This is a genomic window from Paracoccus marinaquae, from assembly GCF_018860165.1.
Classification (GTDB): domain Bacteria; phylum Pseudomonadota; class Alphaproteobacteria; order Rhodobacterales; family Rhodobacteraceae; genus Paracoccus; species Paracoccus marinaquae.
The window spans coordinates 99649-123106 of sequence record NZ_JAHKNG010000003.1; the positions used below are offsets into that span (position 1 = coordinate 99649).

Here is a 23458-nt window from a genome sequence, read left to right on the forward strand (position 1 = left end):
CTTACTCCTTGCGGCTGGCCAGCGCGTTGACCGCGGCCACGGTGATGGCCGAGCCGCCAAGCCGCCCCTCGACGACCAGCGCCGGCACCGGGGCGGCTGCAAGCAGCGCCTGTTTCGATTCCGCCGCGCCGACGAACCCCACCGGACAGCCGATGATCGCGGCGGGGCGCGGGCAGGCCGGATCCTCCAGCATGTTCAGCAGGTGAAACAGCGCCGTCGGCGCATTGCCGATCGCGACCACCGCGCCCGCCAGATGCGGCCGCCACAGCTCCAGCGCGGCGGCCGAGCGGGTATTGCCCATCTCGCGGGCGAGGTCCGGGACGCGCGGATCATTGAGGGTGCAGATCACCGCGTTCGATGCGGGCAGGCGGGCGCGGGTGATCCCCTCGCTGACCATTCGCGCATCGCTCAGGAGCGGCGCCCCGGCCTCCAGCGCATGGCGGGCGGCGGTTGCCATGCCGGGGGTGAACCGGACATGCCGCTCCAGCCCGACCATGCCGGCGGCGTGGATCATGCGGACCACGACCCCTTCCTCGTCGGGCGCAAAGCGGGTCAGGCCGGCCTCGGCGCGGATGGTCGCGAAGGACTGGCGATAGATCGCGGCGCCGTCCTTTTCGTAATCATATGGCATCACAGAACCTCTGGCAGGCGGGCGGGGGCAAGCCCGCGCATCAAGGGGGAATCCGAGGCGCGCCCGCCCCGGATCAGATCGAATCCCGCCGGCGTTGCGGTCAGGGTGATGTCGGCCGGATGCGGCCAGCCGCAGCCCTTGGCGCAGCCCGAGACATGCAGGATCGCGCCGTCCGGCAGATGCGGCGCGAGGCTTCGGGCCAGCGGGCGGGTGACCGCAAGGGCCTGCGGGCATCCGGGCGCGCCCGTGCAGGCCCGCAGGCGCAGGCACGGATCCGAGGGATCGGCGATCAGGCCCGGCAGATCGGGCATATCGGTCAGCCCTTCCAGCAGCAGCATCCGCCAGGGCGTCAGCCGGATCGGGCCCAGCCGGGCCAGCGCGGCCAGTGTCCCGGGGTCGGTCTGGCCGAATTCCAGCGCCAGCAGCATTCCCGATGCCGTGCGGCCCGGGCTGGCGGGCGGCGCGGCGGGGGCGGGGGCCAGCGTCGCGGGCGGCGTCACGCCGCGCCCGATCAGCCGGGCCATCCGGCCCCGGCCACCGGGCGCCCCGCCCTGTTGCAGGAACCATGCGGCAAGCCCGATCGCCTGCGACACATCCGCCAGCGGCCGCCCAAGCGCCATGCCATCGGCGCGCAGCATCAGCCGCCCGTCGATGCTGCACTCCAGCCGGATATCCGCGGGAACGCCGGCCAGGCACCGCGTGGGGCCGCAATCGACGGCAAAGCCGAACTTGGCGGGCAGGGGCAGCGCGCTGGCGGCCAATGCCGCCTCGAGCCGGGCGGCCAGCGCGTCGGCGGCGTCGTCGGCAAAGGGCGTGACGATGATGTTGCGGTGGGTCTCGGTGGCGATATCTGGGTCGATCAGATCCAGCGCGCGCAGATCGGCGATCAGCGGCGCATGGCTGGCCTGAGTGATGCCGCGCAGTTGCAGATTGGCGCGGCCGGTCAGGTCGATCAAGCCGTTGCCATATGCGGCTGCGGCCCGCGCGACACCCGCGGCCTGTGCCGGGCTCAGCCGCCCGCCGCGGGGGCGGATGCGGACCACCCAGCCATCGCCCGATTCCATCGGCCGCAGCGCCCCGGGGCACCATCCCCTGATCGCGCTCATGTCCCCGTCTCCAGCGTGGCGGCGATCGAATTGCGCCGGGTGATCCACAGCCCGGCCTCGGCCAGCCGTGCGAACAGGTCGCGCAGGGCGGCAAGTGCTGCCGGGTTGGCCTCGTCCATGAAGCTGACGATCTCGGGTCGGCCCAGCGTCGCCTCGTGATAAAGGTCGAACAGATGCGGCGGCACGGCCCCGGCCAGATGCGCGAAGGCGGCAAGATGGTCCAGCGTCGCCGCGATCTCGGCCGCGCCGCGGAACCCGTGCGCGGTCATGGCGCCGGCCCAGCGTGGATCCGAGGCGCGGGCGCGGACCGTGCGGGCGATCTCTTCGGTCAGGGTGCGGGCGCGGGGCCGGCCGGGCTGCGTGGCGTCCAGATGGTAAAGCACCGGCGCCGCAGCCCCGATCCGGGCCATGGCGGCGGCGAAGCCGGCCTCATGCGCGGCGTAATCGGCGGCCAGCAACAGGTCGCTTTCCGGCAGGTCCTGAGCATGGACAAAGCTGTCGGCGCCAGCCAGACGCGCCACAAGCCCGGCGCGATCCTGCCGCATGCCTCCGTCGCGGCCGATGGCCCAGCTTGAGGCAGCCAGCCAGGCTTCGCCGGCGGCCAGCCGGGCGGCATCGGTGAAGGTCTCGGCCGCGACGCCCATGCCGAGGCCATACTGGCCCGGTTCCGGCCCGAAGACGCGCGCCCCGCGTTGCAGATAGGGATTGTCGGCGGGATCCTCGTCGCGACTGGCCAGGGCCTCGGTGCCGGTGCCGAACAACTGCGCCAGCACCGGAAACACATCGCGGAACAGTCCCGATACCCGCAATGTCACGTCGATCCGGGGCCGGGCCAGCAGCGCCAGCGGAGTGATCTCGACCCCCGAAACACGGCCCGACGCGCTGTCCCAGACCGGCTTCAGCCCGGCCAGATGCAGGGCCATGGCGAATTCCTCGCCCGCCGTGCGCATGGTCGCACTGCCCCACAGGTCGACGACCAGCCCCCTCGGCCAGTCGCCATGGTCCTGCAGGTGCCGGCGCAGCAGTTCCTCGGCCAGCTTCACCCCCTGCGCATGGGCGGCTGGCGTCGGCACCGCGCGCGGATCGAGGCTGAAAAGGTTGCGCCCCGTCGGCAGCACATCGTCTCGCCCGCGCGCGGGCGAGCCCGAGGGGCCGGGTGCCACATGCCGGCCGGCAAGCGCGGTCAGCAGGCCGGCGCGTTCCTCGTCGCCGCAGGGTCCGGTGCCGAAGACATGCAGCCCCTCGCCGAACTGGCTTTCCTTGATGTCGCAGACGAAGCGGTCGATCCGGGTGATGGCCTCGGCCGCCGAGGCCCCGGCCGGGATGCCCAGATCGCCCTCGACCCCGGCGGCCCGGGCCTCGTCGCGGATGGCGCCGATCAGCCGGTCGCGGCGGGCCGGGTCCAGCCCGTCGGCCGAGGAATATTCGTCCAGCAGCCGTTCCAGATGCGCCATGCCGGCCGGCGTCCGCGCCGGCAGCATCGGCGGCGGCAGATGCCCCAGCGTCACCGCGCCAAGGCGGCGCTTGGCCTGCGCCGCCTCGCCCGGATCGTTGACGATGAAGGGATAGATGACCGGCAGCGGGCCGGTCAGGGCCTCGGGCCAGCATTCTGAGGACAGGGCCACCGCCTTGCCCGGCAGCCATTCCAGCGTGCCATGCGCCCCCATGTGGATCAGCGCGTGCAAACCCTGCGCACGCAGCCACAGATAGAAGGCGACATAGCCATGGCGCGGCACGCGGCTCAGGTCGTGATAGTCCTCGGCGCGACCCTCGCGCCGGCCGCGTTCGGGTTGCAGCGCCAGCAGCAGCCTGCCGCGCCGGATCGCGGCGAAGCGGAAGGTGCCGTCCGAAAGATCGGGATCGGTTTCGGCTGCGCCCCATGCTGCGGTCAGCCGGTCGCGCAGGGACCGGGGCAGCGTTTCAAGCGCTTCGAGGTAATCCGCCAGCGGCCAGTCGATCCGCCCGGTCGCCAGCGCCCCGGCGGCCGGGCCGGGGGCGATGTCATGGCCCGCCGCCGCCAGCAGATCGGCGACCGCATCGGCGGAAGCCAGCGCATCAAGGCCGACCGCATGGGCCATCTGCCAGTCGCGGCCCGGATAGGTGGACAGGATCAGCGCCAGGTTCCGGTCGGCCGGGGCGGTCGTCGCCAGGCGCTGCCATGCGGCGATGCGGGCGACGGTGGCGGCGATGCGGTCAGGCTCGGCCCGGTGAACGAAGCGGCTGTATTGCAGGTCGGCATCACGCGGCTCGGGCGCCTTGAAGCTGATCACGCCGGCGAAGACGCGTCCATCGACCTCGGGCAGAACCACATGCATGGCCAGATCCGCCGGCGACAGCCCGCGTTCGGCCTGCGCCCATTCGCGCCGGCGATTGGTCGAAAGGGCGACCTGAAACACCGGGCAGCCGAAGCCGTCGAAGGGCGTGCCGCCAGCCTCGACCCGGACCGAGAAGCCGGTGGCATTGACGAGGGCGGCCGGTGCCGCCGGCAGGGCGCCCGCCAGCCAGTCGCCGAAATCGGCGGTCTTGAGCGAGGGCGCAAAGACGCCGCAGGCCGCGAAACCGGCCCCGCGCAACCCGCGGATCAGGGCATCGACAGGACCGGTATCGGCGGCGGTCAGATAGCTGCGATAGAAGCTGACCAGCGCCAGCGGCCCGGCCGGTGGTGCGGCGATCACGCCCGCATCGGGATCGTAGAAGCCGAAATCGGGCAGCGATCTGCGACCCGAAACTGGCCCGGCAGGAAGCCCCGCCGCCAGCGCCATCCGGGCCAGCGCCGCCTGCGCGGCAACCGCGCCGCCCGCATCGCAGAGCCGCCGCAACCGTCGCAGGACCGCGCCGGGCACGGTCGAGACCGCCGCAAGCCGCGGATCGTCGCGGCCGTCGGCGGGCAGGACGGCCAGCGCGATGCCCTTGCGCCGGGCCAGATCCTGCACCGCCGCCAGACCATAGGACCAATAGGCCTCGCCCCCGATCAGCCGGATCAGGATGCCCTTCGCACCGGCCAGCGTGTTGTCCAGATAGCTGTCGACGGAAACCGGGTGCCGCAGCGCCACCAGATTGCACAACCGCAGCGAGGGCAGGCTGCCCGCCGCCCGCCGCCAGCCCGCCGCGAAGGCACCCAGATCGCTGTCCGAGAACGACAGCACCACCAGATCCGCGGCCGTCTGGCCGGGATCATAGGGGGTGTCGGTCTCTTCCAGACCGTGGCTTTCGCGGAAGATCACATGCATCAGGCAGGCACCGGCCCCAGCAGGGCGCTGCGGATCGCGGCCTCGTTCACATCGTCATGTTCGGCTATGACCACCAGCCGCGAGGACCGGGGCCGGCTGCCCCAGGGCTGGTCATACTGCTGCCGCACCCGCGCGCCCACCGCCTGTACCAGAAGGCGCATGGGCTTGCCCCGGACGGCGACATGGCCCTTCACGCGCAGGATGTTCTGCTGGATCGCCAGCCGCTCGATGGCAGCGGTCAGCGCGGCCGGGTCGTCGATTTCCGGCAGATCAATGACCACGCTGTCGAAATCCTCGTGCTCGTGATCCTCGGCGCCGTCGTGATGGCTGGGGCGGGCGTCTAGATCGTCCTCGGCCGCCCGTCCCAGCCCCAGGATCACCCGGGGATCGACGGCGCCGTCGGTGACGGTCAGGATCGGCAGCGGGCGCGGTGCCTCGGCCTCGATCAGGGCGCGGGCCAGGGCCACACCCTCGGTCCCGGCCAGATCGGCCTTGGTCAGCAGGATGATGTCGGCGCAGGCGATCTGATCCTCGAACACCTCGGCCAGCGGGGTGTCGTGATCCAGACTGTCATCGGCCTCGCGCTGCGCCTGAACAGCGGCTTCGTCAGGCGCGAAACGGCCAGCCGCCACCGCCTCGGCATCCGCGAGGGCGATCACGCCGTCAACGGTGATGCGCGAGCGGATCGCCGGCCAGTCGAAGGCCCGCAGCAAAGGCTTGGGCAGCGCCAGACCCGAGGTTTCGATCAGGATGTGATCGGGCCTTTTCGGCATCGCCATCAGCCGTTCCAGCGTCGGGATGAAATCATCGGCGACGGTGCAGCAGATGCAGCCATTGGACAGCTCAAGGATATTCTCGGCCGGGCAGTTGTCGTCGGCGCAGGATTTCAGGATCTCGCCGTCCACACCCATGGTGCCGAACTCGTTGACCAGCACCGCCAGCCGCCTTCCCTGCGGATTGGCCATCAGGTGCCGGATCAGCGTGGTCTTGCCCGAGCCGAGAAAGCCGGTGATGACGGTGACGGGGGTCTTGGTCAGATCGGACATGGATCACTCCTGCTGGGGGCCGAGAGGCGGGATGCGGGCAAGGCTCTGCCTGCGGAAGATCGTCGGGCGTTCGCGCCACGGCACCAGCCCGTCGGCGGCGGCCGCATAGGCGGCGGTGCCGGTCAGGATATCGGCGGCGTCGGCGGCGCTCAGGCGGCCATAGACATAGGACCACTTGCCAGGCGCCGACAGCGCGATCGAGCAGCCCTGCGAACAGGCGGACAGGCACTCGACCGGGCGCAGTTCGACCCCTTCGGGCAGCGCGGCGCCGGCCAGCGCCGCATGCAGCATCGCGCCGGGGCGCGGCTCGACCGGGTCGGGTACGGGCCCGCGGCAGGTCGTGCAGACATGCAGTATGGCGCGCATCGCGGCCCCTTCTTCCCTGTGCGTCGGGGGCGGGCCAGAAGGACGAAAAGGGCGCGCGGCCAGCATTTCGCCTGCCGGTCGCGGATCACCCCGTCCGCCCGTAAACACGTTGCGCTGGCAGGTCTCCCGGCTTGCGGATCAAACGGTCGGCCCGCCTTCCCGGCCATGGGGGCCAGTGGCTTGGGCGACCTCTCCGGTCACGGTCGCGGGGGCGGCTGCGTTCGGGCGTGACGCCTTTCGCATTCCCTCTTCGCCTGTCATAGGACAGGAACCAGCGCGCCCTCACCTGAGGCAAGCGCCCCCATGTTGTCAAGCGGAAGGAGCGATCCGATGACCCAGACCCGCGACATCGCGCCCGAGGATCAGGCCCGCCACGCCCAGAAGATGGCGAAGAAAAAGGCCGCGCGCGACCGGATGATGGAGACGAAGACCGGCGAGAAGGGGCTGGTCATCGTCCATACCGGCCCGGGCAAGGGCAAATCCAGTTCCGGCTTCGGCATGATCATGCGCTGCATCGCCCATGGCATGCCCTGCGCCGTGGTGCAGTTCATCAAGGGTGCCTGGGACACCGGCGAGCGGCGCCTGCTGACCGGGCATTTCGGCGATCTCTGCCAGTTCCACGCCATGGGCGAGGGCTTCACCTGGGAGACGCAGGACAAGTCCCGCGATATCGCCGCCGCCGAGGCGGGATGGGAGAAGGCGAAGGACCTGATCCGCGACCCCGCGATCCGCATGGTGCTGCTGGATGAGGTGAACATCGCCCTGCGCTATGGCTATCTGGACGCGCAGGCGGTGCTGGACTTTCTGGCGGCCGAGAAACCGCCGATGACCCATGTCGTGCTGACCGGTCGCGGCGCGCCCGAGGCGCTGGTCGAGGCGGCCGATCTGGTCACCGAAATGGCGATGGTCAAGCATCCGTTCCGGGCCGGTATCAAGGCGCAGCCGGGGGTCGAGTTCTGAACCCCGTCCCTTGCCCCGGCCGCCGCTAGGCCCCGAACAGGATCTGCGGCGCCTGCCGCCCTGCCGGGTCATGCAGCATGAGCCGTGGCCGGTCGTCGCCGGTCAGGATCAGCACGCCACCGGGCAGGCTGGCACCGCTTTGCCATAGATCGGCGCCATCCGCCGCCACGAAAGCCGGCCGGTCCTGCATCATCATCCGGCCCGTCCCGCCAACCGACCAGAGGTCTTTTCCCGCGCCATCGCGCAGCACCAGGCCCGCCCCGGCCTCGTTCAGCAACTCGGCCCTGCCGTCGGCCGCGCAGAGGCGCATCCCCGGCCACAGAACCTCACCCGGACCCAGCCGGTCGGTGGCAGTGCATTCGCCGGCCAGCCCCCGTTTCAACAACGCCGCGACCGTGGCGCGATCCCAACCGTGATGCCCGGCGGCGGCCAGCAGCACCGTCAGCTTGGCGAAGGCCGCGACCGGCGTCATGTCGCCCGTCTCGACGGCCCCGGTCCGGGCGATCCAGGCACCGGCGGCATAGTGGAACTGGCCGACCTTGCCACCGATCACCCGGCTGCCGATCAGCACCGTGACCCCGGCCGCATGCGCCCGCCGCAGGGCGGCCTCGATGGCGCCCGATCCGGCCGGGACATTGCCCTCGCCGTAACCCTCGATCAGCAGCCCCCGGATGCCCGAGGCAAGGGCCGCGTCGATCATGTCGGCCAGCAGCGGCAGATCGCGCCGGTGATCGGCCGGCCCGACAGGAAGCTGGAGGACCGGATGCGCCTCCAGCGCCGCCTCGACCGCGTCAAGCTGCGCCAGCGCCAGATCGCGGGCCGCCGGATCGTCCAGCGACCGTTCCGGCGCGGCCGGCCCCGCAAGCGGCGCGGCGGGGCCGTGCCAGACCCCGATCCCGGCCTCGGCCAAGGGCGGCAGGTGCGGGCTGTCGAACCCCGCAAAGCGCATGGTCGAGACCTTCAGCGCCCGATTGCCGCGCAGCAACCGGCCGTCAAAGAAGACCGCCACCTCGGGCAGGCACAGGCGCGCGCAGGCGAGTGCGCCGGCCAGATTGGCAAAGGCGTCGCTGCCGGCATTCAGCACCAGCCCCTCGGGCGTCTGCCGCAGCAGCGGCAGTTGCGCGCCGGTCAGGATCACCGGCTTGGACAGCAGCGCCCGGCCCAGCCCCAGCGGATCGAAGACATTCAGCAGGAAGGGCAGGGCGGCGGCGGTGAAATCCATGGTATCGGTGCCGTGCAGGATCACGAAGGCGTCGAAGCCGGCATAAAGGTCCAGCAGCCGCCGCGTCATCCTGCACCAGTCCGTGGGGCGCAGATCGGTGCTGTCCAGCGTCCCGGTCGGGCTGTCGAAGCCGAGCCCGGCGTCGAAATGCAGCGACAGCCCCGGCAGGGCGGCACCGAGCGCGGAGCCCAGCAGGTGCTGCACAGCCGCGGCGAACTCACCCGCCGGCATGGGTGCCAGGGGTTCGCCCACGCAACCGATGGTGCCGCCGGTATTGATGATGCAGACGCGCATGTTTTTCCTGTCTCCTTGTCTCAGGCCCAGTGCCGGCACAGCACCATCCGTGCGGCAAGCCCGTTGCTGGCCCGAAGGAATTCCAGCCGGCCGCCATGCTGGGCCGCGATGGTCGAGACGATCGCCAGTCCCAGCCCGACACCGCTGGCCGTACCGGCATTGCCGCCGCGCTGGAAGGCCCCGGTCAGGCGTGCCAGATCCGCTTCGGTCAGCACCGAGCCGCGATCCGTCACCGTCAGGACGGCATCATCGGCATCGCCGTCCACCGTCACCTCGGCCTCGCGGCCATATTTCAGCGCATTGTCGATCAGGTTCGACAGCGCCCGGCGCAGCGAGGTCGGCTGGCCGCGCATCAGGATGCGGTGGCGTTCAGGTGCGGGCCGGGCGCGGGCGCGGGCGAACAGCGTCCCGGCCCCGGTTTCGCGCGCGGGGGCGCCGTTCAGGCGCACCGGCAGCCCGACATCCTGATAGTCGGCGACCACCGCCTCGACCAGCGAGGTCAGGGACAGTTCCCGAAAGGGTTCCTGGCCGATCTCGGCGCGGGTATAGGTCAGCACGCCGTCGATCATGCCGGTCATCTCGTCGATGTCGCGTTCCAGCCGGCCGCGCAGATCGGCATCCTCGATCAGCGCGCTGCGCAGCCGCAGGCGTGTCGCCGGGGTGCCGAGGTCATGGCTGACCGCCGACAGGACCAGCGCCCGGTTTTCGAGGGCCGCCCGGTCCTGCGCCACATAGGCATTCACCGCCTCGGCGGTCTGGCGCAGTTCATCGACGCCGCCGACCGGCAGTTCGGCATTGCGGGCGCGGTGATCGCGCAGGGCGGCGGCGAAGGTGGTGAAGGCGCCCGAAACCTCGGCCACCCAACCCAGCAGCAGCACAAGCGCCGCGACAAGGATCGCCACGGCCGGCAGCCGCAGATCGGCGGGGGCGATTTCGCAGCCCCAGACCGGGGCGCCGTCGATGCGCAGCCAGGGCCCGTCATCCGGGCGCGCGAACAGCTGCGCCTCGCTGCAGAACCGCGCCAGAACGCGGGTGACCGAGGCCAGCGCCGCCGCCTGCGAGCCCCCGCCCAGACTTTGAATTTCGGCCACGGGATACTGCATGTCGGGCGACTGGATGCGCAATGACAGCCGCCCGCCCTGCGCCCGGTCGGGCCGGGCGCTGCCGGTCAGGGCGACCCGCGTCTCGCGCCAGCCCGGCGGCAGGGACGGCTCGGCCCGCAGTTGCGTCCGGCTGAGGCCCGCGGGCAGCGCGCTGCCGTTTTCCAGGCTGTCATGCAGCGCCAGGCCGGCGATATAGGCGCGATCCAGATGGTCCATCCATGCCGCCTGCGACGACATCCACAGCCAGACCGCCGCGCCGCCGGCTGCCATCGCCAGCAGCACCCACAGGCTGGCCAGCCAGCGCAGGCCAAGGCGCCTAGCCATCGTCGCGCGCGACCTCGGCGGTGAAGACATAGCCGGTGCCGCGCTCGGTGCGGATCAGCTCGGGGTCGGTCTTCTGCCGCAGCCGGTTCACCAGCATGTCGATCGCGCGGCCCTCGGCGGCCTCCTCGTCGTCCAGCGCCGCGGCGATTTCCTCGCGGCTGAGCGGGATCAGCGGATTGGCAAGAAACACCCTGAGCAGCGCGGTTTCCCGCGCCGACAGCGAGGCCTGCCACCCGCCGGGCGCGGTGATCTCGTCGCGGCGCGCGTCATAGCTCCAGCCGGAAAAGCGGCAGATCGCGTCCCGGCGCCGGTGGATCAGGCTGGCGCTGCGGCGGGTGCGGCGCAGCACCGCCCGGATCCGCGCCAGCAGCAGGTCGGGGTTGAAGGGCTTGGCGATATAGTCGTCGGCGCCGACCTCGTATCCGGCCATGCGCTGATGATCCGCCGACAGCGCCGAAACCATGATGATCGGCACCTCCTGCGCGGCCCGGATCTCGGCGCAGATCTGCACGCCGTCGTCATCGCCCAGCGACACGTCGAGCAGGATCAGATCGACGCGCCCGGTTTGCAGGGCCTGAAGGGCAGAGGCGCGGCTGTCGGCGCAGGTGACGAAAAAGCCCTGACGCTGCAGATAGGCGGCCAGCATCGCCGCCATTTCGGCGTCGTCCTCGACCACCAGCAGACGATGCAGGCTCATCGGCGTTCCCCCTCGGATGCCCCGTGATAGCAGCCCGCCCGGCCCTGCGTAACAGTTTGTAACATCAGGGGTCGAAATCTGCCCGTCGCACCGCGCTCCGGCATTGCCGGAACGGCGGTGGCTTTGGCATGCTGTGTCTTGGCGCGGGGCCTGAACCTGCGTCCCAACGATCTGGGAGGATCCATGTACATGAAATCCGTTCTGGCGGCTTCGACCGCCATGTTTCTGGCCGCGCCCGCGATGGCCGAGCCGTCGGCCGAGGTGCTGCACTGGTGGACCTCGGGTGGCGAAGCGAAATCTGTGGCCGTGCTGCAGGACCAGTTCAAGGCCGAGGGCGGCACCTGGACCGACATGCCGGTGGCCGGCGGCGGCGGCGATGCCGCGATGACGGCGCTGCGCGCCCGGGTTCTGGCAGGAAACGCGCCGGCCGCCGTGCAGCTGAAGGGTCCCGCCATTCAGGAATGGTACGAGGAAACCGGGCTGGCCGATATCGGCGACGTGGCCGGGGAAAACGGCTGGGCCGAGGTGCTGCCCCCGCAGCTGGCCGAACACATGAAATGCGAGGACCAGTGGTGCGCGGCGCCGGTGAACGTGCACCGCATCAACTGGATCTGGGGCAACAAGCAGATCCTCGATGCCAACGGCATCGCAATGCCGACCAGCTGGGACGAGTTCAACGCCGCCGCCGAGAAGCTGAAGGCGGCGGGCATCACGCCCCTGGCGCATGGCGGCCAGAACTGGCAGGATGCCACCGTCTTCGAGACGCTGGTGCTGGGGCTGGGCGGGCCAGACTTCTACCGGGCGGCGCTGATCGACCTGAACCCCGAGGCGCTGACATCGGACACCATGAAGCAGGTCTTCGACCAGCTTCGGACCCTGCGCGGCTATGTCGATGACAACTTCTCGGGCCGCGACTGGAACCTGGCCACGGCGATGGTGATGAATGGCGAGGCGGCCTTCCAGATCATGGGCGACTGGGCCAAGGGCGAATTCCTGGCCGCGGGCAAGGTGCCGGGCACCGATTTCGTCTGCTGGCCGGCACCGGGCGACGGCTATCTCTACAATGTGGACAGCTTTGCCTTCTTCGAGGTCGAGGGCGAGGACAAGCAGCAGGGCCAGAAGCTGCTGGCCAAGCTGATCATGGGGCCCGAGTTCCAGAAGGTCTTCAACCTGAACAAGGGCTCGATCCCGGCCCGCACCGATGTCGCGCTGGACGAGTTCGACGATTGCGCCAAGCAGTCCAATGCCGACATGAACGCGGACGCGGGCGATGGCTCGCTGTTGCCGTCCTATGCGCATGGCATGGCGTTGCGCGGGGCGCAGGCCGGTGCCGTGACCGATGTCGTGACCAACTTCTTCAACAGCGACATGTCCTCGGACGATGCGGTGCAGCAACTGGCCGACGCGGTCGCCGCGACGATGTGACCACATGCCGCGAACGCCGCGCCCTGCCGGGGCGCGGCGTTTTTCTTTTGGGGGAATCCGAAACATGGAATGGCTTGAACGCAACGTGCCCAAGCTGGTCTTGGCGCCGTCCTTCGTCGCGATCCTCGTCTTCGTCTATGGCTTCATCGGCTGGACCGCCTGGGTCAGCCTGACGAAATCGAAGCTCATGCCGCGATACGAGATCGACGGGTTTGGCCAGTATGGCCGTCTCGTTGCCTCGCCGCGCTGGGACGTGGCGATGGACAATCTCTTTATCTTCGGGGCGCTGTTCATCGTGATCTCGATGGTGGTCGGGCTGATGCTGGCGATCTTCCTTGATCAGCAGATCCGCTCCGAGGGGGTGTTGCGCACCATCTATCTCTATCCGATGGCGCTGTCGCTGATCGTGACCGGCACCTCGTGGAAGTGGATTCTCAATCCCGGCCTCGGCATTCAGGAAATGGTGCGCGGCTGGGGCTTCGAGAGTTTCACCTTCGACTGGCTGATCCGGCCCGAAATGGCCATCTATACCGTGGTGATCGCCGCCGTCTGGCAGGCTTCGGGCTTTGTCATGGCGCTGTTTCTGGCCGGGCTGCGCTCGGTCGATACCGAGATCATCCGCGCCGCACAGGTGGACGGAATTCCCACCCATCGCATCTATACGGCGATCATCATCCCGACCATGGCGCCGATCTTCCTGTCCGCCTTCATCGTGCTGGCGCATCTGGCGATCAAGGCCTTCGACCTTGTGATCGCGCTGACCAATGGCGGCCCGGGCTATGCCACCGACCTGCCCGCGACCTACATGTATGCCATGGCCTTCTCGCGCGGCGATCTGGGTCAGGCGGCGGCCAGCGCCATGATCATGATGATGGTCATCTTCGCCATCGTCGTTCCCTATCTCTACAGCGAATTGAGGCCGCGCCGTGACCACTAACACCATGCTGCGCTGGGGTCTTTACGGCATCCTGATCCTGTTTGCGCTGTTCTACCTGATGCCGCTCTTCGTGATGCTGACCACCTCGCTGAAAAGCCTCGAGGAAATCCGGACCGGCAGCCTTCTGGCGCTGCCGCGCGCGATCACCTTCCAGCCCTGGCTGGAGGCCTGGTCCAGTGCCTGCGCGGGCACGCAATGCGAGGGGCTGCGGCCGTTCTTCTGGAACTCGGTCCTGATGGCGGTTCCGGCGGTGGCGATCTCGACCGTCATCGGCGCGATCAACGGCTATGTCTTCGCGCAATGGCGCTTTCGCGGCGCGAACCTGTTCTTCGCGGCGATCCTGTTCGGCTGCTTCATCCCCTTCCAGGTGGTGCTGATGCCGATGGCGCGGATGCTGGGGCTGATGGGGCTGGCGGGCACGATTCCGGGGCTGATCTTCGTCCATGTCATCTACGGGATCGGCTTCACCACCCTGTTCTTCCGCAACTACTATGTCACCATCCCGCAAGAGCTGGTCCGCGCGGCCAGGGTCGATGGCGCCGGCTTCTTCCGCATCTTCTTTGCCATCTTCCTGCCCCTGTCGCTGCCGATCATCACCGTCTCGGTGATCTGGCAGTTCACCCAGATCTGGAACGACTTCCTGTTCGGGGTTTCGTTCAGCGGCGCGGGCAGCCAGCCTGTCACCGTGGCACTGAACAACATCGTCAACTCCACCACCGGCGTCAAAGCCTACAATGTGGACATGGCCGCCGCGATCATCGCCGCCCTGCCCACGCTGTTCGTCTATGTCGTCGCCGGCAAATATTTCATCCGCGGCCTGACCGCCGGTTCCGTGAAAGGCTGAGCCCATGCCCATCCTCGAAATCGACCATCTGCAGAAATCCTATGGTGACACCCATATCCTGCATGACATCAATGTCAGCATCGACGAGGGCGATTTCCTCGTTCTCGTCGGGCCGTCCGGCTGCGGCAAGTCGACGCTTCTGAACTGCATCGCCGGGCTCGAGCCGATCACCGGCGGCACGATCCGCATCGGCGGGCGCGACGTGACCGGGGTCAGCCCCAAGGATCGCGACATCGCCATGGTGTTCCAGTCCTATGCGCTCTACCCGACCATGAGCGTGGCCCGGAACATCACCTTCGGCATGCAGGTGCGCGGCGTGGACAAGGCCACGCAGGCGGCCAAGCTGGCCGAGGTCGCGCGCCAGTTGCAGATCGAGCCGCTGCTGAACCGCAAGCCGGGGCAGTTGTCGGGCGGCCAGCGGCAGCGGGTGGCGATGGGCCGGGCGCTGGTCCGCGACCCGCGGCTGTTCCTGTTCGACGAACCGCTGTCGAACCTCGATGCCAAGCTGCGGGTCAGCATGCGCACCGAGATCAAGAAGCTGCATCAGGATCTGAACGCCTCGATCGTCTATGTCACCCACGACCAGATCGAGGCGATGACGCTGGCCACCCGGATCGTGGTGATGAAGGGCGGCGTGATCCAGCAGATCGGGACGCCGGCCGAGATCTACAACCGCCCCGCCAACATGTTCGTGGCCGACTTCATGGGCAGCCCGGCGATGAACCTGATCCCGGCCCGCGCCCGGACCGAGGACGGCGCCACGCGCATCGAGATCGACCGCGACAGCGGTGGTCCGCTGGTCATCACCGACCCGGTGGCGCGGCAATTGCCGGCCGAAATCGTGCTGGGCGTCCGCCCCGAGGATATCCATGAGGCGACCGGTCAGGCGCATCTGCCGGGCCACGCGCCCGAGGCCGGCGGCGAGGTGCTGATCGATGTGGTCGAGCCTGCCGGTGCCGACACCTTTGCCGTCACCCATCTGGGCGGCACGCCGGTCACCGCCCGGCTGCGCGCCGAAAGCGCCGTCCGGCCGAAGCAGATGTTCCCGCTGGCCTTTGACCTCTCGAAGGTCTCATACTTCTCGCCGCAGGATGGTCTGCGGCTGAACTAGGCGAGGTGACGGAATGGCGATGCTTCTGGGGGATGTGGGCGGGACCAATGCCCGGATGGCGATCGCGCGCAACGGGGTGATCGACGGCCAGACGGTCACCCGCTTTCGCGGCGACGATTTCGCCAGCTTCGACGATGTCGTGCGCCGCTTCCTGCAGGAACAGGACCAGCCGCGCATCAGCTCGGTCTGCGTGGCGGTGGCCGGGCCGGTCAGCGGTGGCAGGGCGCAGCTGACCAACCGCGACTGGGATTTTGACGAAAGCCGGCTGGCGCGGCTGACCGATGCCGACCATGTGCGGCTGATAAACGATCTGACCGCATTGGGCTATGCCACCCCGGCCCTGCAGGGCGACGGGCTGGCGGTGCTGCGCAACGCCCCCGACGGGCGCGCCCGCAACGGTCAGGCGCTGGTCGTGGGTCTGGGCACCGGCTTCAATGTCTGCGCCGTCCGGGTGCTGCCCGGCGGCGCGATCACCGCGATGGAGGCGGAGGAGGGCCATACCAACCTGCCCGCCAATATCTACCTGCGACTGGCCGAACTGCTGGGCGCCGGGACCGCACGGGAATTCTTCTCGACCGAAGAGACATTCGCCGGGCGGGGGCTGTCGCGCTTTCACGCCGCCCGCACGGGTGCCGCGCCGGTGCGCAGCGAGGAAATCGCCCGTGCCGCCGATGCCGGCGAGGCCGCAGCGGCCGCCAGCTATGACATCTTTGCAGAACTGGTGGGGCTGCTCTGCCGTGAACTGGCCCTGCGGTTCATGCCGCTGGAAGGGCTGTTCCTCGCCGGCAGCGTCGGGCGCAGCATCGCCAGCCGGATCGAGCAGTTCGAGGCGGGTTTCCTTGCCGACCCGTTCATGCGCCACATTCCCGAGAACACGCCGATCTTCCTGATCCGCGACGACATGGCGGCGCTGCACGGCTGCCTTGCCGCCCTGGCCTGATCCGCCGCCTATCCTTGCCCGGCGGCTGCACGCCACTTGGCCGCATAGCCCGCCAGCGCATCCGCATCCGCCGGCCGGGTGACGGCGCTGGTCTGCGGAGGCGTGGAGCGATCCATGCACAGCAGCGCCGCCCCGGCCGAGGTTCCGGTGGCGGATTGCGCGACCTCGACCCCCTCGGGGCGAAGGACGGCCAGCATATCGAGGAAATCGGGATTGCGCGCGAAAGGGCCTTCGACCAGGACCGGCCCGGCCGCGCCGATCAGTCCGAGGCAGGTTTCCGTCATCAGGGCCAGATACCAGGACAGCGCCAGCATCCGCTGGCCGTCACTTGCGGGGTCTTGGGTCCAGCGCATGCTGCGGCCCTGAAACGGGCCCGATCCCGGGTCGACCGCCGGCAGCAGCATCAGCCCCTGCGCCAGAATGGCGGCGCGGTCGGCATCGTCGGGGACCGCTTCACGGCCATTGCGGATGATCTCGTATTCGCGCCCGCCCATGAACCGGGCCGAGGGCACCGGCTCTGCAAGCGCGTTGACATTCACCAGCACGTCGCGCGCGGGATCCAGTGCGGCGGTCTTGCCGCCAACCGCCATGGCCACCACCCATGTCCCGGTCGAGACCACGGCGAAGGGCGAAGCACGCCCCAGCAGATAGGGGTAGAGCGAGGCGTTGCTGTCATGGATGCCGACCGCCACCGGGGTTCCGGCGCGCAATCCGGTCTGCGCGGCAATTGCGGGCAGCAGATGGCCCAGCACCTCATCCGAGCGCCGCGCCGGCGCGATCCGGACTGCAAGGCCAAGCCTGCCGGCCAGCGCGGAAAACCGCCCCGTCCACGGCTCCCACAGATCGGTATGACAGCCCAGCGAGGTCACGTCCGTCGCCATCTCTCCGGTCAGCCGCCAGCCCCAGTATTGCGGATAGGTGACGATATGGGCGATGCGAGCGCCCAGATCGGGCCGGGTTTCCAGCAGCCAGTGAAGCTGCGCCCCCAGATTCAGCCCGGCCGGCAGCCGCGGTGCCCCGGTCTCGGCAAAGCCGGGTCGGATGGCGTCGTAACCCCTGGCCAGCAGATCGGGGCCTGTATGTTCGTAGTCCAGCATCGGCGCCGCGATGCCTCCGTCCTGGTCCAGCAGCACCGCCGCCGCGCCATGGGTGGTGACCGAGATCGCGTCGATGCCGTGGCGGGCGTGGAACACGGCCAGATGATGCAGGAAGAACTGCCAGTGCCCGTCGAGGTCGAAATGGGGATAGGGCGGCCCCGGCAGCGGCCGGTTGGGGCGGGTGACGACCGCGATCTCGGCCAGTGTCTCGCCCTCGACCAGCGCCAGCTTGGCATTGGTCTTGCCGATATCGATGACGGCGATGCGGGTCATGGCAGGTGAAACATCGGGATCAGCGGCACCGCGACGGGTTCGTTATCCGGGTGGGTCGCCATGAGGTCGGCCATATGCGCCCACCAGCGCCGCATCACCGGATGGGCGGGCAGATCGTCCATGCCGTGATCGTCCGTACGCCACAGAACCCCGAAGAGCGCGTTCGTTTCCGGATCCAGATGGATCGAGTAGTCGCTGACCCCGGCCCTGCGCAGCAGATCGACCAGTTCGGGCCAGATTTCGTCATGGCGGCGGCGGTATTCGTCCTGCCTGCCGGGCTTCAGCATCATGCGGAAGGCATATTTCTGCATCACCGCCTCCGGATCATGGTCCACAGGCGCGGCAGGGCGATGACCCCGATCAGCAGCCCGCCCACGATGATCGACATGACGATGCCCGGCACGTTCAACAGGCCCAGCCCGAAGGTCACCAGCCCCATCACCAGCGCCGCGATCACCACCCCGGGGATCGAGCCCGAGCCGCCAAGGATGCTGATCCCGCCGAGGACGACGATGGTCACCACCTCAAGCTCGAAGCCGGTGGCGATGCTGGGCCGGGTCGAGCCGAGCCGCGAGGTCAGGCAGATCGCGGCGATCCCGCTCATCAGCCCGGTCAGCAGGAACAGAATGAACTTCACCCGCTCGACCCGGATGCCGGAAAACCGCGCGGCGGTGGCGTTGTTGCCGATGGCATAGACCATGCGGCCGAAATTGGTGCGGTGCAGGACGATGCCGAAGATGACGGCGGCGATGGCGAAGATCACCAGTTCGACCGTGATCACCCAGAAGACATAGCCCTGTCCGAACCAGGCAAAGCTGGCCGGATAGCCGGTGAAGGCACTGTCGCCCAGCACGATATAGCTGATGCCGCGGAACAGGCTCATGGTGCCGATGGTGACGACGATTGAGGGCAGGCCGAAACGCGCGACCAGAAGCCCGTTGAAGGCGCCGCAGGCCAGCCCGGTGCCCAGCCCCAGCAGGACCAGAACCGGCGTCCCGGCGCCGGCCGCCATCGCGAGCCCCATCACCGTGGAACAGAGCGCGATGGCCGAGCCGACCGACAGGTCGATCTCGCCGGCGACGATCAGCATCGCCATGGCGAAGGCGATCATCGCCTTTTCGGTGAAGTTGAAGGTGGCGTCGCTGAGGTTCCACGGATCGAGGAAATAGGGCGAGGCCAGCGAATTGGCGATGAAGATGGCGGCGGCCACGATCAGCAGCAGCATCTCCCAGCTTTTCAGGGCGCGGGCCAGCGGGCTGACCAGCCGGTCGGGGATCTGGCGGCCGGTGGGGGTCACGGTGGCGTCTGTCATGTCCGGTGCTCCGCCTGTTTCAGGATGATGCGGCCCGCCTCGCGGTTGGCGCGGGCATTGAAGGCGATGGCGATCAGGATCGCGCTGCCCGAAATGGCCATCTGCCAGAAGGGCGAGATGCCGACGACCGGCAGGGCGTTCTTGATGATGCCCAGAAACAGCGCGCCCATGACCGCGCCCACGACCGATCCGGCGCCGCCCGCGATGGCGATGCCGCCGATCACGCAGGCCGCGACCACGTCCAGCTCGAACCCGCCGGCGATATCGACATAAGCGACGGCATAGCGCGCCACCCACAGATAGCCGGTCAGCCCCGCCAGCGCGCCGGCCAGCACGAAGGCGGCGAACTGGGTGCGGCCGACCGAGATGCCGGTATAGACCGCCGCATGGGGGTTGCCGCCGACCGCATAGAAGGCCCGGCCCAGAGGCGTGCGCAGCATCAGAAGCGCGAAGCCGGCGACGATGGCGATGGCGATCCACGCCATCACCGGCAGCCCGGCGACCACCGTGCGGGGGAAGGCCTTGAAGGCATCGCTCATCTGATGGGCGTTGATCCAGGCGCCGCCGGTCAGCAGGAAGATCGCGCCGCGATAGATGGTCATGGTGCCCAGCGTGACGACGATCGAGGGGATGCCCAGCCGCCAGACCAGAAGCCCGTTCACCGCCCCGAGCCCGGCGCCGAGCGCGATCACCGCCAGCAGGATCAGCGGCAGCGGCACGCCCATGCCGTCCATCAGTGCCGCGATCATGCCGCAGAGCGCCAGATTGGCGGCCACCGACAGGTCGATGCATTTCGTCAGGATCACCGCCATCTGGCCAAGCGCCAGCAGGATCAGCGGCGAGGTATCGGTCAGCACCCCGGCCAGATTGCGGGGCGTGATGAAGGCCGGAAAGCGGCTGGCGATCACCGCAAGCAGCGCGACGATGGCCAGTGCCAGAATGGCCTCGCGCGATTTCAGCAGGCTCATGCGGCTTCTCCTCTTTCCTGCGCGCCGATGCCGACGGCGGCACGGACGAGGTTTTCGGGCGTCATCGCCTCGCCCTCGAATTCGGCGGCGATGCGGCCCTCGCGCATGACGATGACCCGGTCGGACATGCCCAGAACCTCGGGGATTTCGCTGCTGACCATGATCACGGCCAGCCCCTGTGCGGCCAGTTCCGACATGAAGTCATGTACGGCGGCCTTCGATCCGATATCGATGCCCTTGGTGGGCTCGTCCAGAATGATGACGCGCGGGCGCGTGGCCAGCCATTTGGCGATCACCACCTTCTGCTGGTTGCCGCCCGACAGCAGGCCCACGTCCTGATCGAGGCTGGCCGCGCGCAGATCCAGCCGCTGGGTGTATTCGCGGGCCAGTGCGAATTCCTCGGCCAGCCGCAGAAAGCCGTTGCGGCTGGTCTGCCGCAGCGAGGGCAGGGTGACGTTCTGGAAGATCGGCAGCCCCTTGACCACGCCCTGCCGGCCGCGATCCTCGGGGACATAGACGATGCCCGCCTCAACCGCCTGCGCGGTCGAGCGGATCACCCGCACATCCTCGCCGATGCGGCAGGCGCCCTTCGAGGGCTGGGTGATGCCGAACAGCGCCTGCATCACCTCGCTGCGGCCGGCGCCGACAAGCCCGTAGAAGCCGAGGATCTCGCCCTCATGCAGGGTGAACGTGATCTCGTCGAATTCGGTCGGGTGGCAATAGCCGGCGACGGTCAGCGCGGGCTTGCCGATCCTGGCCGGGCGCTTGGGATAGATCTGATCGACGGCGCGGCCGACCATCAGCTTGACCAGTTCGGATTCCGAGGTGCCGGCCATCCGGCCTTCGCCCACGAACTGCCCGTCGCGGAACACGGTCCAGCGGTCGGCGATGCGGAAGATCTCGTCGAATTTGTGGCTGATGAACAGGATTGCCTTGCCTTGGTGCTTCAGTTTCTCGACCAGCTCGTAAAGCTCGGCGATTTCCTTGTGCGACAGGGCGGCGGTGGGCTCGTCCATGATCACCACGCGGGCGTCGATCGACAGCGCCCGGGCGATGGCGACCAGATGCTTGCTGGCGATGCCCAGATCGCGCAGCCGCGTGGCGGGGTTCAGATCGGCGCCGATGCTGGCCAGGATCTCGCGCGCACGGTCCTGCATCGCCTTGCGGTCGATCAGGCCGAAGCGCCCGCGCGGGGCATGGCCGATGAAGATGTTCTCGGCCACCGTCATCTCGTCGAACAGCACGGTTTCCTGATGGATCGCGGTGACGCCGGCATCGCCCGCCGCCTGCGCGGTGGGAAACTGCGTCTCGGCCCCGTCGACGGTGATCTGCCCCTCATCGGGCTGATAGATGCCGGTCAGCACCTTCACGATGGTCGATTTGCCGGCGCCGTTCTCGCCGATCAGCGCCGTCACCTGACCGGGAAACAGATCCATCTGCACCCCGTCCAGCGCCCGGACGCCCGGGAATGTCTTGACGATGCCGCGCAGCGACAGCACCGGCCTTTCGGTCTCAGCCAGCATGGTTGTGATCCTTGGGGGGTGGCGGGTCCGGCCCCTGCGGGCCGGACCCCGGGACGGCTCAGAAGATCGAGCTGAACGCGTCGATATTGCTGGCGTCATAGACGAAGGGATCGGCCATCGCCGCCTCGGTATTGTCGTCCAGCGTCACCTCGCCCATGCGACCGATGGATATTGTCGCGCCCGGCTCGGCCTTGGCGTCGCCCTTGGCCAGGTGATAGGCGATCATGGTCGCGGAATAGCCCAGATCGATCGGGTTCCAGATCGCGAAGGACTTGGAGGCGCCGGATTTCACATGGCCCGCCATTTCCGAGGGCAGGCCGAGGCCGGTCACGTTCACCTGCCCGACCTTGCCGGCATCGGTCACCGCCTGCGCGGCGGCCACGATCCCGACCGAGGTCGGCGCGATGATCGCCTTCAGGTCCGGGTAGGTCTGCATCAGCCCCTGCGCCTCGCGATAGGACTTGTCGGCCAGATCGTCGCCATAGACCGTGCCCACGACCTTCACGTTCGGGTAGTTGCCGGCGACCTTGTTCATTTCCTCGATCCAGGTGTTCTGGTTGGTCGAGGTGGTGGTGGCCGACAGCACCGCGACCTCGCCGCCCTCGGGCAGGTTGTCGGCGGCCAGCTTGATGATCATGTTGCCGATCAGCGGCGAGGACGAGGGGTTCAGCTGCATCAGCCGTCCTTCGGGGGCGACGCCCGAATCCCAGCTGATGACGGTGATCCCGCGATCCATCGCCTTCTTCAGCGTCGGCACCAGCGCGTCGGTGTCGTTGGCGCTGACCGCGATGGCATCGACGCGCTGCGCGATCAGGCTGTTGATGACCTCGATCTGGCCCTCGGCGGTGGTGTCGGTCGGGCCGGTATAGATGACCTCGACCCCGCCCAGTTCCGCGGCGGCCTCCTGCGCGCCCTTGTTGGCGGCCTCGAAGAAGCCGATGCCAAGCGCCTTCACAACCAGTGCGATGCGCATGTCGTCCTGCGCCTGCGCAGAGCCGGCGATCAGCGCGGTCGCCATGGCGGCAGTGGTCAGGGCCTTGGTCAGAATGCTCATGTTGTTCCTCCCTATGAGCGTCTTGCGCGTCACTCCTCGGCGCGCTTCTGGCGGTCCGACGCGGCCACCTCGGCCACGATCAGACGAATCTCCGCCGCCTCCAGCATGCTTGCGGCGCGGTCCTCGATCCCGTCATCGGTGATGACGGTGTGAATGCGGGTCAGCGGGCACAGCAGCAGGCTGGAGCGGCGGCTGAATTTCGAACTGTCGGCCAGCACCACCAGATCGTCGGCCTGGTCGATCAGCTTCTGCTCGGCCTGGACCAGCAGCGGATCGCCCTCCATCAGCCCCAGAGGCCCGAGGCCGCGGCAGCCCATGAACATGCGCCGGGCGTAGAAATGGTTGCTGCCGTCATCGTCGAAGGGCGACAGGATGATGTTCTGCTCGCGATAGATCGCGCCCGCCGGCAGCATCACCGTGTTCCGTGACTGCTTCAGCAGATGTTCGGCGATCGGAAAGCTGTTGGTAAAGACCTGCAGCCGCTTGGTGGTCAGCGGATGGACCATCTGGAAGGTGGTGGTGCCGCCATTGATGATGATCGCATCGCCATCCTCGCACAGATCGACCGCGGCCTGCGCGATGGCGCGTTTCTCGGCGATATTGATCGCCTGGCTGACGGCAAAGGGTCGGGCGTTGATGCCGACGAATTGCGGCGGCGCGATGGCCTCGGCCCCGCCGCGGACCCGGCGCAGCTTCTTGGCGATGTGCAGCTGGGCGATGTCGCGGCGCACCGTCGCCTCGGACACGCCGGTCAGCGCGCAGAGATCGGCCACCGTCACGACGGGGCGTTCCTGCACGGCCGACAGGATGATCCGGTGGCGTTCGGTCTCCAGCATTGTCCCCTCCCTGCTTTCAGGCAGATTTCCATCATTTCTAATCATTGTCAATCAATTTCGGGCGCGAATATCCATTCTGCACCTGCATAATGATCGATTATGATTGAAATTGATTGACTTTGGCGTGGATTCGCATGTATCCGGTTGCCGAAGGCCGGG

At 68.5% G+C, this 23458-nt stretch carries 21 protein-coding genes and 1 riboswitch; of the genes, 6 read left to right on the forward strand and 15 right to left on the reverse strand.

All coding sequences use genetic code 11. The annotated features are described in order from the left end of the window. Position 1 precedes the first annotated feature (1 nt). Genes KNW02_RS03165 through KNW02_RS03185 form a run of 5 tightly spaced genes read right to left on the reverse strand, consistent with a single transcriptional unit; the run spans position 2 to position 6379 of the window. On the reverse strand, positions 2 to 631 hold the full coding sequence (locus tag KNW02_RS03165; RefSeq protein ID WP_216031812.1) for a precorrin-8X methylmutase: 630 nt from the start codon (positions 629 to 631) through the stop codon (positions 2 to 4). After that, positions 631 to 1737, reverse strand: a complete 1107-nt coding sequence (cobG, locus tag KNW02_RS03170; RefSeq protein WP_216031813.1) for a precorrin-3B synthase — start codon at positions 1735 to 1737, stop codon at positions 631 to 633. Before cobG ends, KNW02_RS03165 begins: the two co-directional genes overlap by 1 nt. After that, positions 1734 to 4967: a cobaltochelatase subunit CobN gene (cobN, locus tag KNW02_RS03175; protein ID WP_216031814.1), complete on the reverse strand. Its 3234-nt coding sequence runs from the start codon at positions 4965 to 4967 to the stop codon at positions 1734 to 1736. Before cobN ends, cobG begins: the two co-directional genes overlap by 4 nt. Continuing rightward, positions 4967 to 6013 (reverse strand): cobalamin biosynthesis protein CobW, encoded by a 1047-nt coding sequence (gene cobW, locus KNW02_RS03180; protein ID WP_216031815.1) that lies wholly within the window; start codon positions 6011 to 6013, stop codon positions 4967 to 4969. Before cobW ends, cobN begins: the two co-directional genes overlap by 1 nt. A 3-nt stretch (positions 6014 to 6016) precedes the next feature. After that, positions 6017 to 6379 carry a DUF1636 family protein gene (locus KNW02_RS03185; RefSeq protein WP_216031816.1) on the reverse strand — a complete coding sequence of 121 codons (363 nt, stop codon included), beginning with the start codon at positions 6377 to 6379 and terminating at the stop codon, positions 6017 to 6019. A gap of 99 nt (positions 6380 to 6478) precedes the next feature. After that, positions 6479 to 6670: riboswitch (cobalamin riboswitch) on the reverse strand. Positions 6671 to 6709: 39 nt separating this feature from the next. Between KNW02_RS03185 and cobO the strand changes: the two genes are divergently transcribed. Then, positions 6710 to 7339 carry a cob(I)yrinic acid a,c-diamide adenosyltransferase gene (cobO, locus tag KNW02_RS03190; RefSeq protein WP_216031817.1) on the forward strand — a complete coding sequence of 210 codons (630 nt, stop codon included), beginning with the start codon at positions 6710 to 6712 and terminating at the stop codon, positions 7337 to 7339. Between the two features lie 25 nt (positions 7340 to 7364). On the opposite strand, the gene KNW02_RS03195 is transcribed toward cobO, so the two are convergent. From KNW02_RS03195 to KNW02_RS03205, 3 genes are read right to left on the reverse strand one after another with little or no spacing between them, the layout of a single operon-like run. Continuing rightward, the gene (locus tag KNW02_RS03195; RefSeq protein ID WP_216031818.1) at positions 7365 to 8855 is read right to left on the reverse strand and encodes an asparaginase; all 1491 of its coding nucleotides are present in this window, start codon (positions 8853 to 8855) and stop codon (positions 7365 to 7367) included. 20 nt (positions 8856 to 8875) lie between these two features. After that, the gene (locus tag KNW02_RS03200) at positions 8876 to 10282 is read right to left on the reverse strand and encodes a sensor histidine kinase (RefSeq protein WP_216031819.1); all 1407 of its coding nucleotides are present in this window, start codon (positions 10280 to 10282) and stop codon (positions 8876 to 8878) included. After that, positions 10275 to 10979: a response regulator transcription factor gene (locus KNW02_RS03205; protein ID WP_216031820.1), complete on the reverse strand. Its 705-nt coding sequence runs from the start codon at positions 10977 to 10979 to the stop codon at positions 10275 to 10277. Before KNW02_RS03205 ends, KNW02_RS03200 begins: the two co-directional genes overlap by 8 nt. Before the next feature lie 183 nt (positions 10980 to 11162). Between KNW02_RS03205 and KNW02_RS03210 the strand changes: the two genes are divergently transcribed. The 5 genes from KNW02_RS03210 (at position 11163) to KNW02_RS03230 (ending at position 16236) form a co-directional block, all read left to right on the forward strand. Then, on the forward strand, positions 11163 to 12404 hold the full coding sequence (locus tag KNW02_RS03210) for an ABC transporter substrate-binding protein (RefSeq protein WP_431356733.1): 1242 nt from the start codon (positions 11163 to 11165) through the stop codon (positions 12402 to 12404). Between the two features lie 64 nt (positions 12405 to 12468). Further along, positions 12469 to 13341 (forward strand): carbohydrate ABC transporter permease, encoded by an 873-nt coding sequence (locus KNW02_RS03215; protein WP_216031822.1) that lies wholly within the window; start codon positions 12469 to 12471, stop codon positions 13339 to 13341. A gap of 4 nt (positions 13342 to 13345) precedes the next feature. Continuing rightward, the gene (locus KNW02_RS03220) at positions 13346 to 14185 is read left to right on the forward strand and encodes a carbohydrate ABC transporter permease (protein ID WP_216031902.1); all 840 of its coding nucleotides are present in this window, start codon (positions 13346 to 13348) and stop codon (positions 14183 to 14185) included. Positions 14186 to 14189: 4 nt separating this feature from the next. Beyond that, positions 14190 to 15296, forward strand: coding sequence for an ABC transporter ATP-binding protein (locus KNW02_RS03225; protein ID WP_216031823.1), 1107 nt, complete (start codon positions 14190 to 14192; stop codon positions 15294 to 15296). Between the two features lie 13 nt (positions 15297 to 15309). Then, entirely contained in the window at positions 15310 to 16236 is a 927-nt protein-coding gene (locus KNW02_RS03230) for a glucokinase (protein WP_216031824.1), read from the forward strand. Positions 16237 to 16244: 8 nt separating this feature from the next. Here the strand turns inward: KNW02_RS03230 and KNW02_RS03235 are convergent, their stop codons facing one another. From KNW02_RS03235 to KNW02_RS03265, 7 genes are read right to left on the reverse strand one after another with little or no spacing between them, the layout of a single operon-like run. Further along, complete coding sequence (locus KNW02_RS03235; protein ID WP_216031825.1) at positions 16245 to 17606, reverse strand: FGGY-family carbohydrate kinase; 1362 nt, start codon at positions 17604 to 17606, stop codon at positions 16245 to 16247. Further along, on the reverse strand, positions 17603 to 17917 hold the full coding sequence (rhaM, locus tag KNW02_RS03240) for an L-rhamnose mutarotase (RefSeq protein ID WP_216031826.1): 315 nt from the start codon (positions 17915 to 17917) through the stop codon (positions 17603 to 17605). Before rhaM ends, KNW02_RS03235 begins: the two co-directional genes overlap by 4 nt. Beyond that, a complete protein-coding gene (locus KNW02_RS03245) occupies positions 17917 to 18918 on the reverse strand; it encodes an ABC transporter permease (protein ID WP_216031827.1) in 1002 nt (333 codons plus the stop codon). Before KNW02_RS03245 ends, rhaM begins: the two co-directional genes overlap by 1 nt. Continuing rightward, the gene (locus tag KNW02_RS03250) at positions 18915 to 19886 is read right to left on the reverse strand and encodes an ABC transporter permease (RefSeq protein ID WP_216031828.1); all 972 of its coding nucleotides are present in this window, start codon (positions 19884 to 19886) and stop codon (positions 18915 to 18917) included. Before KNW02_RS03250 ends, KNW02_RS03245 begins: the two co-directional genes overlap by 4 nt. Further along, a complete protein-coding gene (locus KNW02_RS03255) occupies positions 19883 to 21409 on the reverse strand; it encodes a sugar ABC transporter ATP-binding protein (protein WP_216031829.1) in 1527 nt (508 codons plus the stop codon). Before KNW02_RS03255 ends, KNW02_RS03250 begins: the two co-directional genes overlap by 4 nt. Positions 21410 to 21467: 58 nt before the next feature. Next, complete coding sequence (rhaS, locus tag KNW02_RS03260; RefSeq protein ID WP_216031830.1) at positions 21468 to 22463, reverse strand: rhamnose ABC transporter substrate-binding protein; 996 nt, start codon at positions 22461 to 22463, stop codon at positions 21468 to 21470. A gap of 29 nt (positions 22464 to 22492) precedes the next feature. After that, positions 22493 to 23299, reverse strand: a complete 807-nt coding sequence (locus tag KNW02_RS03265; protein ID WP_216031831.1) for a DeoR/GlpR family DNA-binding transcription regulator — start codon at positions 23297 to 23299, stop codon at positions 22493 to 22495. Positions 23300 to 23458 lie beyond the last annotated feature (159 nt).

Excerpts from the sequence above, each read along its gene's own strand:
- KNW02_RS03165 (WP_216031812.1), bottom strand. The coding sequence starts at position 631 with ATGCCATATGATTACGAAAAGGACGGCGCCGCGATCTATCGCCAGTCC.
- cobG (WP_216031813.1), bottom strand. The coding sequence starts at position 1,737 with ATGAGCGCGATCAGGGGATGGTGCCCCGGGGCGCTGCGGCCGATGGAA.
- cobN (WP_216031814.1), bottom strand. The coding sequence starts at position 4,967 with ATGCATGTGATCTTCCGCGAAAGCCACGGTCTGGAAGAGACCGACACC.
- cobW (WP_216031815.1), bottom strand. The coding sequence starts at position 6,013 with ATGTCCGATCTGACCAAGACCCCCGTCACCGTCATCACCGGCTTTCTC.
- KNW02_RS03185 (WP_216031816.1), bottom strand. The coding sequence starts at position 6,379 with ATGCGCGCCATACTGCATGTCTGCACGACCTGCCGCGGGCCCGTACCC.
- cobO (WP_216031817.1), top strand. The coding sequence starts at position 6,710 with ATGACCCAGACCCGCGACATCGCGCCCGAGGATCAGGCCCGCCACGCC.
- KNW02_RS03195 (WP_216031818.1), bottom strand. The coding sequence starts at position 8,855 with ATGCGCGTCTGCATCATCAATACCGGCGGCACCATCGGTTGCGTGGGC.
- KNW02_RS03200 (WP_216031819.1), bottom strand. The coding sequence starts at position 10,282 with ATGGCTAGGCGCCTTGGCCTGCGCTGGCTGGCCAGCCTGTGGGTGCTG.
- KNW02_RS03205 (WP_216031820.1), bottom strand. The coding sequence starts at position 10,979 with ATGAGCCTGCATCGTCTGCTGGTGGTCGAGGACGACGCCGAAATGGCG.
- KNW02_RS03210 (WP_431356733.1), top strand. The coding sequence starts at position 11,163 with ATGTACATGAAATCCGTTCTGGCGGCTTCGACCGCCATGTTTCTGGCC.
- KNW02_RS03215 (WP_216031822.1), top strand. The coding sequence starts at position 12,469 with ATGGAATGGCTTGAACGCAACGTGCCCAAGCTGGTCTTGGCGCCGTCC.
- KNW02_RS03220 (WP_216031902.1), top strand. The coding sequence starts at position 13,346 with ATGCTGCGCTGGGGTCTTTACGGCATCCTGATCCTGTTTGCGCTGTTC.
- KNW02_RS03225 (WP_216031823.1), top strand. The coding sequence starts at position 14,190 with ATGCCCATCCTCGAAATCGACCATCTGCAGAAATCCTATGGTGACACC.
- KNW02_RS03230 (WP_216031824.1), top strand. The coding sequence starts at position 15,310 with ATGGCGATGCTTCTGGGGGATGTGGGCGGGACCAATGCCCGGATGGCG.
- KNW02_RS03235 (WP_216031825.1), bottom strand. The coding sequence starts at position 17,606 with ATGACCCGCATCGCCGTCATCGATATCGGCAAGACCAATGCCAAGCTG.
- rhaM (WP_216031826.1), bottom strand. The coding sequence starts at position 17,917 with ATGCAGAAATATGCCTTCCGCATGATGCTGAAGCCCGGCAGGCAGGAC.
- KNW02_RS03245 (WP_216031827.1), bottom strand. The coding sequence starts at position 18,918 with ATGACAGACGCCACCGTGACCCCCACCGGCCGCCAGATCCCCGACCGG.
- KNW02_RS03250 (WP_216031828.1), bottom strand. The coding sequence starts at position 19,886 with ATGAGCCTGCTGAAATCGCGCGAGGCCATTCTGGCACTGGCCATCGTC.
- KNW02_RS03255 (WP_216031829.1), bottom strand. The coding sequence starts at position 21,409 with ATGCTGGCTGAGACCGAAAGGCCGGTGCTGTCGCTGCGCGGCATCGTC.
- rhaS (WP_216031830.1), bottom strand. The coding sequence starts at position 22,463 with ATGAGCATTCTGACCAAGGCCCTGACCACTGCCGCCATGGCGACCGCG.
- KNW02_RS03265 (WP_216031831.1), bottom strand. The coding sequence starts at position 23,299 with ATGCTGGAGACCGAACGCCACCGGATCATCCTGTCGGCCGTGCAGGAA.